11 protein-coding genes, 1 pseudogene and 1 riboswitch are annotated in these 14,346 nt (G+C 41.6%); of the genes and pseudogenes, 9 read left to right on the top strand and 3 right to left on the bottom strand.

Going from position 1 to position 14,346, the window contains the following annotated elements; translation table 11 throughout:
- Nucleotides 1-163: 163 nt before the first annotated feature.
- Nucleotides 164-1,684, top strand: a complete 1,521-nt coding sequence (locus ABIE66_RS02680; protein WP_289323584.1) for an aldehyde dehydrogenase family protein — start codon at nucleotides 164-166, stop codon at nucleotides 1,682-1,684.
- Nucleotides 1,685-1,884: 200 nt separating this feature from the next.
- On the opposite strand, the gene ABIE66_RS02685 is transcribed toward ABIE66_RS02680, so the two are convergent.
- On the bottom strand, nucleotides 1,885-3,945 hold the full coding sequence (locus tag ABIE66_RS02685; RefSeq protein ID WP_370013777.1) for a molybdopterin oxidoreductase family protein: 2,061 nt from the start codon (nucleotides 3,943-3,945) through the stop codon (nucleotides 1,885-1,887).
- 157 nt (nucleotides 3,946-4,102) lie between these two features.
- Between ABIE66_RS02685 and putP the strand changes: the two genes are divergently transcribed.
- The 3 genes from putP to ABIE66_RS02700 all read left to right on the top strand — a co-directional run bounded on the left by putP (nucleotide 4,103) and on the right by ABIE66_RS02700 (nucleotide 8,180).
- The gene (gene putP, locus ABIE66_RS02690) at nucleotides 4,103-5,572 is read left to right on the top strand and encodes a sodium/proline symporter PutP (protein WP_289318109.1); all 1,470 of its coding nucleotides are present in this window, start codon (nucleotides 4,103-4,105) and stop codon (nucleotides 5,570-5,572) included.
- 176 nt (nucleotides 5,573-5,748) lie between these two features.
- Nucleotides 5,749-6,996, top strand: coding sequence for an ATP-binding protein (locus ABIE66_RS02695; protein WP_370013779.1), 1,248 nt, complete (start codon nucleotides 5,749-5,751; stop codon nucleotides 6,994-6,996).
- A 47-nt stretch (nucleotides 6,997-7,043) separates the two neighbouring features.
- Entirely contained in the window at nucleotides 7,044-8,180 is a 1,137-nt protein-coding gene (locus ABIE66_RS02700) for a DEAD/DEAH box helicase (protein WP_289323587.1), read from the top strand.
- Nucleotides 8,181-8,430: 250 nt separating this feature from the next.
- Here ABIE66_RS02700 and ABIE66_RS02705 read toward each other — a convergent pair whose 3' ends face one another.
- Nucleotides 8,431-8,619 (bottom strand): hypothetical protein, encoded by a 189-nt coding sequence (locus ABIE66_RS02705; RefSeq protein ID WP_370013780.1) that lies wholly within the window; start codon nucleotides 8,617-8,619, stop codon nucleotides 8,431-8,433.
- Nucleotides 8,620-8,923: 304 nt separating this feature from the next.
- On the opposite strand from ABIE66_RS02705, the gene megL reads away from it, so the two are divergent.
- The gene (megL, locus tag ABIE66_RS02710; protein ID WP_370013781.1) at nucleotides 8,924-10,099 is read left to right on the top strand and encodes a methionine gamma-lyase; all 1,176 of its coding nucleotides are present in this window, start codon (nucleotides 8,924-8,926) and stop codon (nucleotides 10,097-10,099) included.
- A gap of 17 nt (nucleotides 10,100-10,116) precedes the next feature.
- Here the strand turns inward: megL and ABIE66_RS02715 are convergent, their stop codons facing one another.
- A complete protein-coding gene (locus ABIE66_RS02715; RefSeq protein WP_370013782.1) occupies nucleotides 10,117-10,845 on the bottom strand; it encodes a TspO/MBR family protein in 729 nt (242 codons plus the stop codon).
- Nucleotides 10,846-11,669: 824 nt separating this feature from the next.
- Between ABIE66_RS02715 and ABIE66_RS02720 the strand changes: the two genes are divergently transcribed.
- From ABIE66_RS02720 to ribB, 4 genes and pseudogenes are all read left to right on the top strand, one after another.
- Nucleotides 11,670-11,834, top strand: a complete 165-nt coding sequence (locus ABIE66_RS02720) for a hypothetical protein (protein ID WP_370013783.1) — start codon at nucleotides 11,670-11,672, stop codon at nucleotides 11,832-11,834.
- 227 nt (nucleotides 11,835-12,061) lie between these two features.
- Nucleotides 12,062-12,235 carry a hypothetical protein gene (locus tag ABIE66_RS02725; RefSeq protein WP_370013784.1) on the top strand — a complete coding sequence of 58 codons (174 nt, stop codon included), beginning with the start codon at nucleotides 12,062-12,064 and terminating at the stop codon, nucleotides 12,233-12,235.
- A gap of 536 nt (nucleotides 12,236-12,771) precedes the next feature.
- A riboswitch (FMN riboswitch) is annotated at nucleotides 12,772-12,902 on the top strand.
- A 146-nt stretch (nucleotides 12,903-13,048) separates the two neighbouring features.
- Nucleotides 13,049-13,687 carry a riboflavin synthase gene (ribE, locus tag ABIE66_RS02730; protein WP_370013785.1) on the top strand — a complete coding sequence of 213 codons (639 nt, stop codon included), beginning with the start codon at nucleotides 13,049-13,051 and terminating at the stop codon, nucleotides 13,685-13,687.
- An 18-nt stretch (nucleotides 13,688-13,705) separates the two neighbouring features.
- Nucleotides 13,706-14,344: pseudogene (gene ribB, locus ABIE66_RS02735) on the top strand (3,4-dihydroxy-2-butanone-4-phosphate synthase); the annotation flags it as partial.
- Between the last annotated feature and the right edge of the window lie 2 nt (nucleotides 14,345-14,346).

Here is a 14,346-nt window from a genome sequence, read left to right on the forward strand (position 1 = left end):
AAAGTTGTAAATGTTTTATGCAGAATTGAATAGGGAATTCATGATTGAATTTAAATGGTACAGGAAAGGGCAAGAAAATGTGATTTCCCTAATATTTCAAACTGGCATGAATCTTGCTCATATCTTATATAGGTAGATAACTTAAAACCGAGGAGGAATTTATATGCAGGAAACTTTACAAAATAACACGAAAAAAGAAGGAACGGGAGCACTGGACTTAAAGATGTACATCAATGGGGAATGGGTGAATTCGACTTCAGGTGAGAAGAGGGATGTATTGAATCCGGCCACGGGAGAAGTTATTGCTACAGCTGCAGAAGGCACACAGGAAGACGTGGATGCAGCTGTCGAGGCAGCGAAATATGCTTTCTATGAAGGTGGATGGTGGGGAACTCCGGCAGTGGAGCGAGCTCGCATTTTATTCAAAATTGCCGATAAAATAGAAGAAAAAGCTGAAGAACTTGCTGCGTTGGAAACATTGGATAATGGGAAGCCATTGCGTGAGGCTCGTTATGACATAGATGATTCAGCAGCCTGTTTTAGATATTATGCAGGATTGGCTACAAAACCGACAGGTCAGACTTATGAAGTTCCTGATGGTCAGCAAGCGATGGTCGTAAGGGAACCGATTGGTGTATGCGGGCAGATCGTTCCTTGGAATTTCCCTCTAATGATGTCAGCCTGGAAACTAGCCCCGGCACTGGCTGCAGGAAATTCCGTTGTGTTCAAACCATCGGAGGTTACTCCCGTGACAGCTGTCAAACTATTTGAAATCATGGATGAGGTCGGATTGCCTAAAGGTGTCGCAAACCTAGTGTTAGGAGCGGGGCCAATTGTCGGACAGGCGATTGCCGAACATGAAGAAATAGATAAAGTAGCCTTTACGGGAGGAACGGCTACAGGACGTAAGATCATGGAGGCTTCACTAGGTAACCTAAAGAAAGTGACATTGGAGCTCGGTGGGAAATCGCCTAATATCGTATTTGCGGACTCTGACTTCGAGACTGCAGTTGATTATGCTCTCTACGGGATTTTCTGTAATCAAGGACAAGTTTGTTCAGCGGGCTCCCGGTTACTTTTGGAGGAGTCCATTTACGATCAGTTCATTGCAAGCCTTACTGCTAAGGCGAAAAAGATCAAAGTAGGCTCAGGTTCCGATGAAAAAAGCCAAATGGGTCCTATCGTTTCAGAGGCCCATATGAACAAGATATTATCGTATATCCAAATTGGAAAAGAAGAAGGAGCCAAATTAATCGTCGGTGGAAACCGAATTAAAGAAGAAGGCTTGGATAAAGGTTACTTTGTCGAACCTACTATTTTTGTTGATACGACACCGGACATGCGGATTGTGCAGGAAGAAATTTTTGGACCGGTGCTTGTCGTTCAAAAGTTCAAGGATGAAGCGGAAGCTCTTCGACTTGCCAATGATACGAAATATGGTTTAGCGGGAGCGGTGTTCACCAATGATATCGCAAAAGCGTACCGTGTCATTAAAAAAGTACGTGCCGGCATCACGTGGATAAACTCATATCACCCGACTTATAATGAAGCTCCTTGGGGAGGATTCAAGCAAAGTGGAAATGGACGCGAACTGGGCACTTTCGGTTATGAGGCATATACGGAAGTAAAGCAAATCAATAACAACTTGGATATTCAGCCAACTGGTTGGTTTGATGAAGAGTAAATAGCTAGACGAAAAGGCTGTTCCTTGTGGAACAGCCTTTTTTATGTTGATATGCAAAAAAACGGAAATCGCCGATAAAATCTGGAAATCGCAGAAATAATTCCAGAATCGCCGATAAAATCTGGAAATCGCAGAAATAATTCCAGAATCGCCGATATAATCCGAGAATCGGCGAAATAACTCCAGAATCGCCGATATATTTATAGATTCGTGGACTTATGTTGGACTTTTTCAAGATCCACCCGTCCTGAAAAGAAAACGGCGCCATTGCCCATGTCTGAGAGGCGATCTGGAGTAAGGGCATTGATGAGTTGTTTCGTTTCAGGTGCATTCTGCCACAAGCCTTGGCTGACAAGTACGCCGGGTAACACATTTTCACCGGGAGCGGCGGTAAGCAAGCATTCACCGCGGCCGTTCCAGATTTTAACCATATCTCCGGAAGCTATCCCTAACGTTTTGGCATCAGCTGCATTGATGTGCAGCTTAGGTTCCTTTTCCAAGGAGATATGTTTGGCATTATTTGAAAAGGTTGAATTCAAGAAGTTATGATTAGGTGCCGGTATGAATAAAAATGGCAGTTCGCTGTCTTTTATGATTGGTGTATATGTTGGTAGAGGCTGATATCCATCGCGCTTCATCCGTTCTGAATAAAGTTCGATTTTACCGCTTGGTGTCGGTAGCTTGCCTGGGAACATCCGGTGCATCTTGGCTTTGACAAATTGATTCCTTGAAAGGGAGTCATAGGTGATGCCTTCCAAATGCGGATTATCGGGAAAATCAAGCGCCTGCCGTATCATATCTTCTTCTGAATCTTTAAAAGCTTGTTCCTCAAAGCCCATTCCATCAGCTAAAAGTTTGAACAATTCAACATTCGATTTCGACTCGCCATATTTATCGACTACAGGTTTCTGTATTTGGACGTAATTATGCCAGTATGAATTATAAAAATCCTCCGTTTCATAAGATGATGTGGCAGGGAGGACGAGGTCAGCAAACATGGCCGTTTCGGTCAAGAATAGATCATGCACCACTGTGAATAGATCTTCCCGCATTAGACCTTCCTGCACCTTATTTGCATTCGGAGCGACAAGTGCTGGGTTGGAGCCGTATACAAACATGGAGCGAATCGGGTTTTCTTTTTCCAATAGAGCTTGACCGATTTGGTTCATATTAATGGTCCGAGTAGATTTATTGTGCAATAAATCAGGGCGTCTTAAGGCATTTGTATTAAAAGCCAGATATCCTGAATTCCCTTTGATGGCCCCGCCGCCTTCCGTCATCCATTGGCCGGTAAGTGCAGGCAGGCAGGCAATGGTGCGTACTGCCATGCCGCCATTATCATGGTGCTGCAGCCCATTGCCTATTCGGACGAATGATGGAGTGGTAGTGCCATACATCCTGGCTAATTCATATAAGTCATCCATTGGAACGCTGGTGATCGCGGAGACGGTTGCAGGGTCATATTGGCGGACGTGTTCGCGCAATTCAGCAGCACCCACTGTGTATTCATCAAGAAAAGGCTGATCGACTAGATTCTCGGCAAATAGAATATGCATTAAACCGAGGGCAAGGGCACTATCGGTACCAGGCAGAATCGGTATGAACCAATCTGCCCACTTACCGGTTTGGTTTTTATGTACGTCAATGACAACTACTTTGGCCCCGTTTTTTCGGGCTTGCTGTGCAAGCGTAACTTGGTGCATATTTGTGCTCACCGCATTAATGCCCCACATGATGAAAAGCTTTGTATGAATCGTTTCTTCAGGGTCGATGCCGAAAGAACCACCCATTGTATAGTTGTATCCGACTGAGCCGGCCGCGTTACAAATGGAACGCTCAAGCATGCTTGCACCGAGTTTGTGAAAAAAACGGCGATCCATGCCCTCTGCGCTTAGGTTACCCATGTTTCCATAAAAGCTGTAGGGAAGTATGCTTTCAGGGCCATGCATTTCGAGCAGATCATTCCATTTGAAAGTAATTGTGTCAATGGCCTCTTCCCAACTGATTGGAGCGAATTTCCCTTCTCCTTTCGGGCCGATGCGCTTTAATGGCTGCTTTATGCGATTGGGGTCATATAGGCGGGCAGTCATGTTCCGGACCTTGTTGCAAATATTCCCTTTGGTGACTGGATGATCAGGGTCCCCCTGAACTTTAATGATTTTCCCGTCCTTTTTGTGCAGCAGTAGACCGCATTGATCAGGACAGTCAAGAGAGCAAACAGAGGGAAAGACTCCATCTGGCTGATTGATATAGGATTGCATGGGCGTATTCCTCCTAATAATTTAATCTAATAAAATGAATTTTCTTAATTATATTGAAAGTGAAATCGTTGATAGGTGCAAGAACTTCTTAACATATGTTTTTTTTTCTGATAAGCTTACAAGATGAAAATTAACCTATAAATAGGAGGATTCATTTTTGGAATATGGAATTATAATATCAATTGGAATATACATGGCAGGCATGCTGTTAATTGGTTATTTGGCCTATCGGAGAACGGCCAACTTAACGGATTACATGCTTGGCGGCCGGAACTTGGGCCCAGCTGTAACTGCATTGAGTGCAGGTGCTTCCGATATGAGCGGCTGGCTGTTGATGGGTCTTCCCGGTGCAATGTACATAAGCGGGTTAAGTGCTGGCTGGATTGTCATCGGCCTGTGTGCAGGATCTTATTTAAACTGGTTATTCGTGGCACCAAGACTTCGGACATATACGGAAGTGGCCGGCAATTCGATTACGATTCCCGACTTTTTGGGAAATCGGTTTAAAGATGGATCACGGATTTTGAAAGTTGTATCAGCATCGGTCATTTTAATCTTCTTCACCTTTTACACCTCTTCAGGTATGGTAGCAGGCGGTGAGCTTTTCCGCTCCGCTTTCAATTTGGATTACCGGTGGGGCATCTGGCTGACGGCGAGCGTTGTTATTCTTTACACATTATTTGGCGGATTCCTGGCTGTTAGCTGGACGGACTTCGTACAAGGTACGATTATGTTCATTGCCTTAATTCTAGTACCAGTTGTCACGATTGTAAATATTGGTGGCTGGGATCCTACCTTCAATGAAATAAAATCGATTAACCCGAATTTATTGCATGCTTTCGAAGGAACATCAACCATTGGCATCATATCTCTTCTGGCATGGGGACTTGGTTATTTCGGGCAGCCTCATATAATCGTTCGATTCATGGCGGTTTCATCTGTTAAGGAATTGAAAAGTGCACGGAGAATCGGTATGGGCTGGATGATTTTTGCTATCGTGGGAGCGATGTTCACCGGATTGGTAGGGATTGCTTATTTTAATCTGACAAGCAGTCCTTTAGGGGAGAAAAGTGCAGAGTCTGTCTTCATCATTTTAGCTAAAGAACTGTTTCCTTCTTTAATTACAGGCTTCTTGTTGGCGGCGATTTTGGCAGCGGTCATGAGTACGATTGCGTCTCAGCTGTTAGTTTCTGCAAGTGCCCTGACGGATGATTTCTATAAGCAGTTCATTCGGCCGAATGCATCGGATAAGGAATTAGTGCTAGTGGGCCGGTTTGGCGTTTTAGCAATTTCTGCCATCGCTCTCATTTTAGCTTTTAATCCAAGTGGTACGATCCTTAAATTGGTGGGTTATGCATGGGCCGGTTTTGGAGCGGCCTTCGGTCCGGTCATTTTGTTAAGCCTGTACTGGAAGCGAATGACGAAATGGGGAGCCCTGGCGGGAATGATTGTCGGTACCTCAACAGTAATCGTTTGGGAAATGATCGAAGAGTTAGCTGAAGTATACGAAATCATTCCTGGTTTCATCGCTGGAACAATAGCGGTCGTTGTTTTCAGCTTACTATCGGCCAAGCCTTCAAAAGTTATAGAAGAGGAATTCAATCAAGCCATCAAAAACCTCTCTTGATCATTTAACCCAGTTGTTTTTTAGATACAAACAATGAACGCCATAGATATGGTACAATATCCAAAGAGTCCTTATGTGGAAAACATGAGGGCTTTTTTTGAGTGATTTGGGAATAATAAACCAAAAAACATTACAAAGGATAAAACATGAACCAATCTCATAAAATTGCATGTAAAGTGGCTATTATATATATAATCATTGGGGTCTTATGGATTATCGTTACGGATTACATCTCTATGACACAGGCAAAGGCGGATGTTCAGATATATGCAATGTTTCAACATTCCAAAGGATGGATGTTCATTTTCATAACCGGGCTTTTCTTATACTTCATAATCAGGTATTGGACGGGGAAAATGTTGAGGTCCCAACAGGAATTCAATCTAAAGGATGAACAGTATCAGTCGCTGTTCAAGCATAACCCCGATTGTGTCCTTGAACTGAATCTTGAAGGAAATGTCGTTTCAATTAACCCGGAAGCTGAAAAGCTGTTAGGTCATCACAGTGACAATTTGAAAGGCAAGAATGCGAATCATCTCATCAACTGGAATGAAAAGGAAAAAGTATCTGTTTTCTTTATACAGTCCCTTCAAGGCGAAGCCGTAAAATTCGAAACGACCATCCAGAATAAGAGTGATGAAAAGCGGATAATCCGTGTAACCTTTCTACCGATCATCGTTCAAGCGGAAATGCTTGGAGTATATGCAATCGTAAGGGATATTACTGAATTGCGGCGCGAAGAGGAATTGATGATCATGTCGGAAAAGCTATCTGTAATCGGACATCTGGCTGCTGCCGTCGCACATGAGATAAGAAATCCGCTGACATCTTTAAAAGGATTCGTACAATTAATGGACATGACACAGGAGGTCAACCCGCTGCATTCTGATATCATGTTGAAGGAAATTGACCGAATTAATATTATCTCAAGTGAACTGTTGGTTCTCGGAAAGAAACAGGATGTCGCATTCCGAAGGATAGATCTTGCCGACAGTTTACAACAGGTATTCACGTTGATGCAAGCAGAGACGAATTTGAATAATATCGAAATGGGGTTTAGGGTTAAAACCGCTGAACCGATTTATATTATGGCTGATTCAATTGAACTTAAACAGTTGATAATCAATGTTGTCAAGAATAGCATTGAAGCGATAGAGGATAATGGGAAAATTGATCTGTCGCTGCAAATCCTCGATGATCAAGCTGTAGTCAGCGTGAGTGATAATGGCATAGGAATGATGCCCGAGCGCCTTGAAAGGATTGGTGAGCCTTTTTATTCGACGAAGGAAAAGGGTACAGGGATCGGACTTGCAATTTGCCGGAAGGTCGTTCATCGCCTTGACGGGGAAATGCATTTTGAAAGTGAGATAAACAAAGGGACGACGGTTACAATTCGTATTCCGTTGGCTACTGGACAAGAATAAGTGGTACTATGAATGATAGGAAAAGTTTTATATTAAAGGAGAACGATATGAGCGAATTACCTGCATTAGTGAACGATAGAAAACCATATATACAAGAGGTCTGGAAAAAGTCCGGATTCGGACAACTTACCCCGATTCAAACTAAAGCGATTCCCGTGATTGTTGAGGGAAAAGACATCATGGCTGAATCACCGACTGGAACCGGAAAAACTTTAGCTTATTTACTGCCAGTGTTAGAAAAGGTAGATCCTGAAAAAAAATCGCCGCAAGCTTTGATTTTGGCATCATCCCGAGAACTGGTCATGCAAATCAATGAAGAAATTCGCATTTGGTCAGAGGGAAGCGGCATAACGGGTGCAGCATTCATCGGCGGTGCTAATGTGAAAAGGCAGTTGGACAAACTGAAGAAGCATCCACAGGTAATTGCCGGAACACCGGGTAGGATTTATGAATTGATTGCCCAAAAGAAATTGAAGATGCATGAAGTTAAGACGATTGTACTTGATGAAGGTGACCAATTGATCACTCCAGAGCATATGGGTACGATCAATAATATTATCAAAACAACCCTCAAAGACAGGCAAATAATGGTATTTTCGGCAACTCTGCCAGAGGAAACGGAAAAAGCGGCCCGAGGATTCATGAATGAACCCGAAATGATAAAGGTCGATAAGCATGAAAAAATGGAATCGAAAGTGGATCATCTGTACTTTGTTGTAGAGAGACGGGAAAAATCCAAGATTCTTGAGAAAATCACAAGACTTAAAGATGTGAAGGCCCTTGCCTTCCTGAATGATATAGCAGAACTGAGCGTCTTACATGAAAAGCTGAGCTATAAAGGTGTTGAAATGGGCGTGCTTCACGGGGAATCCAATAAAGTCGACCGGGAGAAAGCGCTGCGCAAGCTTCGTTCCGGAAAATCCCCGATGTTGATAGCAACGGATGTAGCGGCTAGGGGGCTTGATATTAAAGGTCTTACTGCGGTCGTTCATATTGATATGGCTGATAACATCGATCAATATATCCATAGATCAGGGAGAACTGGGCGTGCAGGTGCAGACGGCACTGTTATTTCAATCGTAACGGAAAGAGAAGAGCGAGAGTTGAAAAAAATGGCTCGTGAACTGGAGATTCCATTAACGAGAGTAACCTTCTATGGTGGAAACATCGTAGTCGATGAATGATTTGGAAAAGGGATGGCCGTGGCGGCTGTCTCTTTTTTTTTACAAACACGATTAGGATTTAAGCAGGGAACATATACCATCCGACCAATTCTTAAAACTCCTCCTTTTCTTTAAAAATTAAGTGGATGCTCAATTTGAATTCACTCTACATGACCTTTTCACTGTCTTAAAATGGTGGGATTCCCAGTTAACCAAAAATATGCGGATGAAAATGAGTGAACCTCCAACTGCAACGTACCAGTGAACAGGGTCATCCAGCAAGAGGAATAACGGGTTCATGAATGTCAAGATCGACAATTCCCCGGCTGAATTGGTCCTTAAACCTATAAAGAAGCATCCCCTGACACCAGCTGTCTGGAAAAAAAGATGATACTCCATTTGGACCAATTCTTGATCTTTTTGAGTGCGGGCGTTTGATGAGCTTAACGACTATGGCCATGCTGAAATCTGCTAGGATGAACCGAAACACTGCCAGTAACTTAGGGTGAAGTACGCAAAGCCAATTTGTCCTATAGCGAATGTAGAACCCATTAAAGCAGTCGTTAATATAACCAGAAAACCAAAAATGAATTTGTTCATCTTGCGCCCTGCCAAAATCTTTATCTATAAATTCTAATTGTGAAATTAAATTATATATACTGAATTCTGGAGTTTATTGATGGGGATATTCATGCATGAAAACGCTTCCTTTATATGGATTTTTGACATATGATAGCAATAGATATAGGTTAGGAGGAGACGATATGACAGGGAAGTATAAAAAGTTTGAAACGGCAGTCATACATGAAGGATATGACTCGAAGAAGCATTTAGGAAGCTTGGCAACACCCTTATTCCAAACCTCAACATTCACTTTCGAAACGGCCGAGCAAGGGGAACGGCGTTTTGCCGGTATAGAAGATGGATATATTTATTCTCGCCTTGGAAATCCCACGGTACAAGTGCTTGAAGAAAAGATTGCCGCTTTGGAAGGGGGGGAAGCTGGCCTTGCTTTCGGATCGGGTATGGCAGCGGTTTCAGCAGTGCTTTTTGCGTTAACTAAAACGGATGACCACATCCTGTGTTCACAGGGGTTATATGGATGTACATTCGGGCTTCTGCAGTTAATGAAAAATAAATACCGAATCACTCATGATTTTTGTGAAATGGATACAGAAGAACAAGTAAGGAAAATGATTCGGCCGGAAACGACCTGCATATATGTAGAAACCCCAATCAATCCGACGATGAAAATGATTGATTTAGAGATGGTAGTGAGAGTTGCGAAGGAATATAATGTAACGGTCGTAGTCGATAATACGTTTTCGACTCCCTACTTACAGAGACCGCTTGAATATGGATGTGATATCGTCCTTCATAGTGCGACGAAATATCTTTGCGGGCATGGGGATGTCGTTGCGGGCCTTGTTGTCGGCAAGAAGGAGTTTATGAAAAAGGTAGCTGGAACTACACAGAAGGATATCGGTGGAATCATTTCACCATTCGATGCCTGGTTACTATTGCGGGGGGTAAAGACCTTGCCTGTCAGGATGGACCGTCACTCGGCCAATGCAATGGAGATCTTTCGTGAACTTAAGAAACATCCAAAGGTGAAAAAGGTATATTATCCAGGTGATGAAGCCTCACCGGATCATTATATAATGCAAAAACAGATGAAACATGGCGGCGGCATTATCTCTTTCGAATTGCATGGCACAAAAAAGGATGCGCAGGAATTCCTCAATAAATTGGAACTTATCAAAATTGCCGTCAGTCTAGGGGATGCCGAAACATTGATCCAGCATCCCGCCACCATGACGCACTCTGCCATTCCTGAAGATTCGCGGGAACAAATGGGCATCAGTGACCAACTAGTCCGTCTCTCAGTTGGCCTTGAAGCTTGGCAGGACGTATGGCATGATCTTCGGCAGGCATTTTAGGCAGCCATATTTCCTTTTCAGCTCCTTCTATTTTTGATGAAGATTGTGATGGACACGATAAAGATGAGAGCAGCCAGAATATAAGAAATGTCTGAGGTTACCGGGTAGGCGGCACCATTTCGGATCCCGATGCCTATGAACGCCCAAACGAATACGAGAGGATAGCACCAATCCCGGTTTTTACCTGCAAAGACAAAGGCCAGGATTGTTGCTGCAATCAGCAAAATGATTGTCCAAGCTACACTGGAAATCCCATAACCTTCCCATTTAATATAGGTAAGGTAATAAGAAATGTCAGCGATGGCAGCAACACTCACCCAGCCTGTATAAACGGAAAACGGAAATAGATCGAAAGCAGTATGCTCCACTTTTTTTATGCTTATATAAATGACCATTAATGTGGCCAAAAGAGCGATGATAATGAATACGGATAACAAAAAGTGTTCGTAATGCCAAGCCAAAAGCCAGGAACCATTCAGTACACAGCTTAAAGCGAACCAAGGGGAGGATGCCTTATAAACAGGGCTGTTAAGGTGGTTACCTAAAAACTGTCTGATTACCCAAATGGCCAGCAGAAAGTAGATAAAGCCCCATATGGAAAATACATAACCGGCAGGAGTGAAAAGGACATCCAATTTATCAGAGACCTCTCCTGATGTTTGGCCGTTCAATGGCAGGAAATTGGCTAGAAAATTCATTGTTACGACGAATAGAAAGAAAATCAAATTGGTGATGGCAATAAGCATGAGCTTCCTCCTTGTATGAATTGTGACTCCTATAACTTATTCCACCATTTAAGCATGTTTAATCTTTTTGGAGCACATCGGAGGTACTCGGAAATGAATTTCATTTTTCCATATAGAAAGGGATTTCCTGTAACTAATGAACCATTTAAGTTTAGAAATTTCATATCTTTTTTCACTTTATGGCGTTAAAATATTCAAAAATTCATATTATTTTAGTCCTTCGGGTCGTAAGATCAAAAATAAACCGCCTAAACCTTTGTATTAAAGGGTTTGAGGCGGTTTTTATTTGTTCCATTTTAGTGTTTGGTAGGAAAGGTTGGCACAATTGAAGGGTGCATTGAATCGTATACTCCACACGAAATGCTAGCTTAAATGATAAAGCCTTAATGAGGACTTTGTAAATCGTCAAGAAGTTCCACCTGAAGAAGTAGGGAAGTTAACTTTTTTTGTCTGAAAGTATAACTGATAAAGGCTGTTATTTTTGGTTTGAATACAGAATTAGAAGACGAAAATACAAGATTGGTCTATGAGGATAAATCACAGATGTTAGATATAACCAGGCTTATTGGAGATTCATTTTATAGAACGTGGATAGATAATTTGAAATCATTAAGCATCCATAATTATGGGGGGTCCTTAATTGCCTAAACTTACAAACATCTGATCTGCAATCGGATTCGAATACTCAAAATTTTTTTCAACATTATAGCAAAATTCCCAAAGAAAATCTTTATAGAAAATATATAAAGAAAACCCTCTGAATTCGATTGTATAGTTATATTATCATCTATTCAATTGGGTGCTTTTTATCTTGGAGAAAGAAGATGTCAATATATTCATTAATGGGGACAAGCACAAGCGTAAATTTAGTAAATCCATATTATATAACAATACATGATATGGGGATGATTATATGGGGAAACATAGTTGTAAGAAAAAAAAGGATAAAAAGTGGTGCAAAAAAGAGAAACACAGTTGTAAGAAGGTAAAAGATTGTTGCAAGAAAAAAGAGAAAAAGTGTTGTAAAAAAGAGAGTAAAAAGCATTATTTTGAATGGAATAGTAAAATCAAAATCAGGTGGTAAGTACATTCCTATACAATATAGTAGTTTAGTTAATGGTAAGTTGCAAAGCACTAATTGAATTTAAATAGTTTAAATATTGCACTCATTCTTTGGGTGCATTTTTATTTTGGAGAAAGAAGGTGAGGAAATAGTATGGGTAAGCAGGCTTATTACAATAAATACAAACGTGATAAAGAAGCTAAGAAGTTCTATAACTCATCTGGTTGGAAGAAGTGCCGTGCTGTTGTATTGGCAGGAGACAATCATTTATGCCAGGAATGGTGGAAGAAACGGATCACACCTGTAGACATGGTCCATCACATATAACTTGCAGCTAACTTGATTTTTAGTATGGCCGAGCTTATGGGCCAAGTCTTTATAGTATCCATTGTGTGGTTCAAACTCTTTTCATTCATTTACATAAACTAGTCATTAACATATTCGAGACTTTGGAGGTGAGATTAATTGGGTTTAAACAAAAAATGTAAAAATTGAACAAAAGGTAGAGTAAAACGTCGAAGTGGATGTAAACGTGCCTGCTAAGGATAAAAAAGGGAATAGGGATCTTCCCTTACACGTGGTTAAAATCGGAAGGATATACAAAGTATCCAAAATTACTTTTTTAAAATGGCTTGATGGAGAAGGGCAAGGAGATTCATTCCTTGTTCTTTTTATTTTGTCGTGGTAATATGTCATTAATTAAAAGTCAATTCAGTGGTAGTTTTTTGGTAGGATACTTGGAAGGAATGAACAATATTCAACAGAACTATAAAACATTTCAATCAATATCATAACCGTAAAAATCCTATTACATAGGCTTTTAAATAACAACATAATACTAGAAAGCGCAGCAATGTGTTGATAGTGTCCTTCGGGGTCGGGTGAAAATCCCAACCGGCGGTGATGAAGAAATTCTAAGCCCGCGAGCCTGATAAAGGCAGGATTTGGTGAGATTCCAAAGCCGACAGTACAGTCTGGATGGGAGAAGGACGTGTGGAACCCAAGTGTATACGTACGCCTAATTTTTCAAAAAAGAAAATATTAGGCTTTTTAGGTATACAGTTTTTTTCACTCATTTCTCCTGCTAACTCCTTAGGTCTTCCTAAGGGGTTTTTTATATTTTATAAAAGGGGGAAAAACATGTTTACGGGAATCATTGAGGATATCGGTACCGTCCATTCCTTGAAAAAAGGAAACAGCAGTATGGAGCTGTCGATTCGTTCTGAAAAAATCCTTGAAGATGTTCATCTGGGGGATAGTATTTCAGTCAACGGGGTCTGCTTAACGGTAACGTCCTTCACGAAAAGTTTGTTTACGGTCGATGTGATGCCGGAAACGGTCAAAGCTTCCTCGATCCGGACGTTAAAGTTGGGATCACCTGTGAATCTCGAACGAGCCATGAGTGCACAGGGAAGGTTTGGCGGTCATTTTGTTTCAGGTCATATCGACGGAACCGGAACAATCATAAAAAAAGAACGAAAAGAAAATGCCGTATATTATGTAATCCAATTGGAAGAAGGGCTCAGTACCTTTTGCATTCCAAAAGGATCTGTAGCCATTGATGGAACGAGCTTGACGATATTTGGAATCGAACGAAACCTTTTGACTGTATCACTGATTCCATTGACTCATCAGGACACCGTATTGGGGCAAAAAGCGGCTGGCGATATAGTTAACATCGAAAATGACATGATAGGGAAATATATTATACATCAAATGAAAAATGGTGATTCAAAACCAGGGTTGAATTTAGAGTTTTTGGCAGAGCACGGATTCTAATAAAAGGGCGGTGTAATGATGTTCCATACAATTGAAGAAGCGATCGAAGATTTGAAAGCTGGCAAGATAGTAATCGTATCTGATGATGAAGACCGTGAAAATGAAGGGGATTTTGTCTTGTTGGCCGAAAAGGCGACGCCGGAAGCGATTAATTTCATGGCGACTCATGGACGAGGTTTGATTTGTACAACCATTACTGAAGAATTGGCAGGAAAATTGAACCTGCATCCTATGGTAGGAGAAAATACCGATCATCATGGTACTGCTTTTACTGTTAGTGTCGATCATAAAAGCACTTCCACAGGAATCAGTGCTTTTGAACGGTCATTGACGATACTTGAGCTTCTTAAAGAGGATTCGGTCGCTGAAGATTTTCAAAGGCCTGGTCACACTTTTCCGATAGTCGCTAAAGAAGGCGGCGTACTGAGGAGGGCAGGACATACGGAAGCTTCGGTGGATTTGGCAAAGTTATGCGGTGCCGCTCCAGCTGGTGTCATTTGCGAGATCATGAATGAAGATGGATCGATGGCACGCGTATCCGATTTGGAAGTCATCGCTGAGAAATTCAACCTGAAATTCATCACGATAGCCGATTTGATTCGGTTTCTTCAACAAAGTGATACAATCGGGAAACAAGAATTTGAACTGAACATCCCGAA

It is taken from the genome of Peribacillus sp. B2I2, from assembly GCF_041261685.1.
Taxonomy (GTDB): domain Bacteria; phylum Bacillota; class Bacilli; order Bacillales; family DSM-1321; genus Peribacillus.

Bases quoted from the DNA above. Each gene is read 5' to 3' on its own strand.
- ABIE66_RS02715 (WP_370013782.1), bottom strand. From the start codon at position 10,845: ATGCTTATTGCCATCACCAATTTGATTTTCTTTCTATTCGTCGTAACA.
- ABIE66_RS02705 (WP_370013780.1), bottom strand. From the start codon at position 8,619: ATGGCCATAGTCGTTAAGCTCATCAAACGCCCGCACTCAAAAAGATCA.
- ribE (WP_370013785.1), top strand. From the start codon at position 13,049: ATGTTTACGGGAATCATTGAGGATATCGGTACCGTCCATTCCTTGAAA.
- ABIE66_RS02680 (WP_289323584.1), top strand. From the start codon at position 164: ATGCAGGAAACTTTACAAAATAACACGAAAAAAGAAGGAACGGGAGCA.
- ABIE66_RS02685 (WP_370013777.1), bottom strand. From the start codon at position 3,945: ATGCAATCCTATATCAATCAGCCAGATGGAGTCTTTCCCTCTGTTTGC.
- ABIE66_RS02725 (WP_370013784.1), top strand. From the start codon at position 12,062: ATGGGTAAGCAGGCTTATTACAATAAATACAAACGTGATAAAGAAGCT.
- megL (WP_370013781.1), top strand. From the start codon at position 8,924: ATGACAGGGAAGTATAAAAAGTTTGAAACGGCAGTCATACATGAAGGA.
- ABIE66_RS02700 (WP_289323587.1), top strand. From the start codon at position 7,044: ATGAGCGAATTACCTGCATTAGTGAACGATAGAAAACCATATATACAA.
- ABIE66_RS02720 (WP_370013783.1), top strand. From the start codon at position 11,670: ATGTCAATATATTCATTAATGGGGACAAGCACAAGCGTAAATTTAGTA.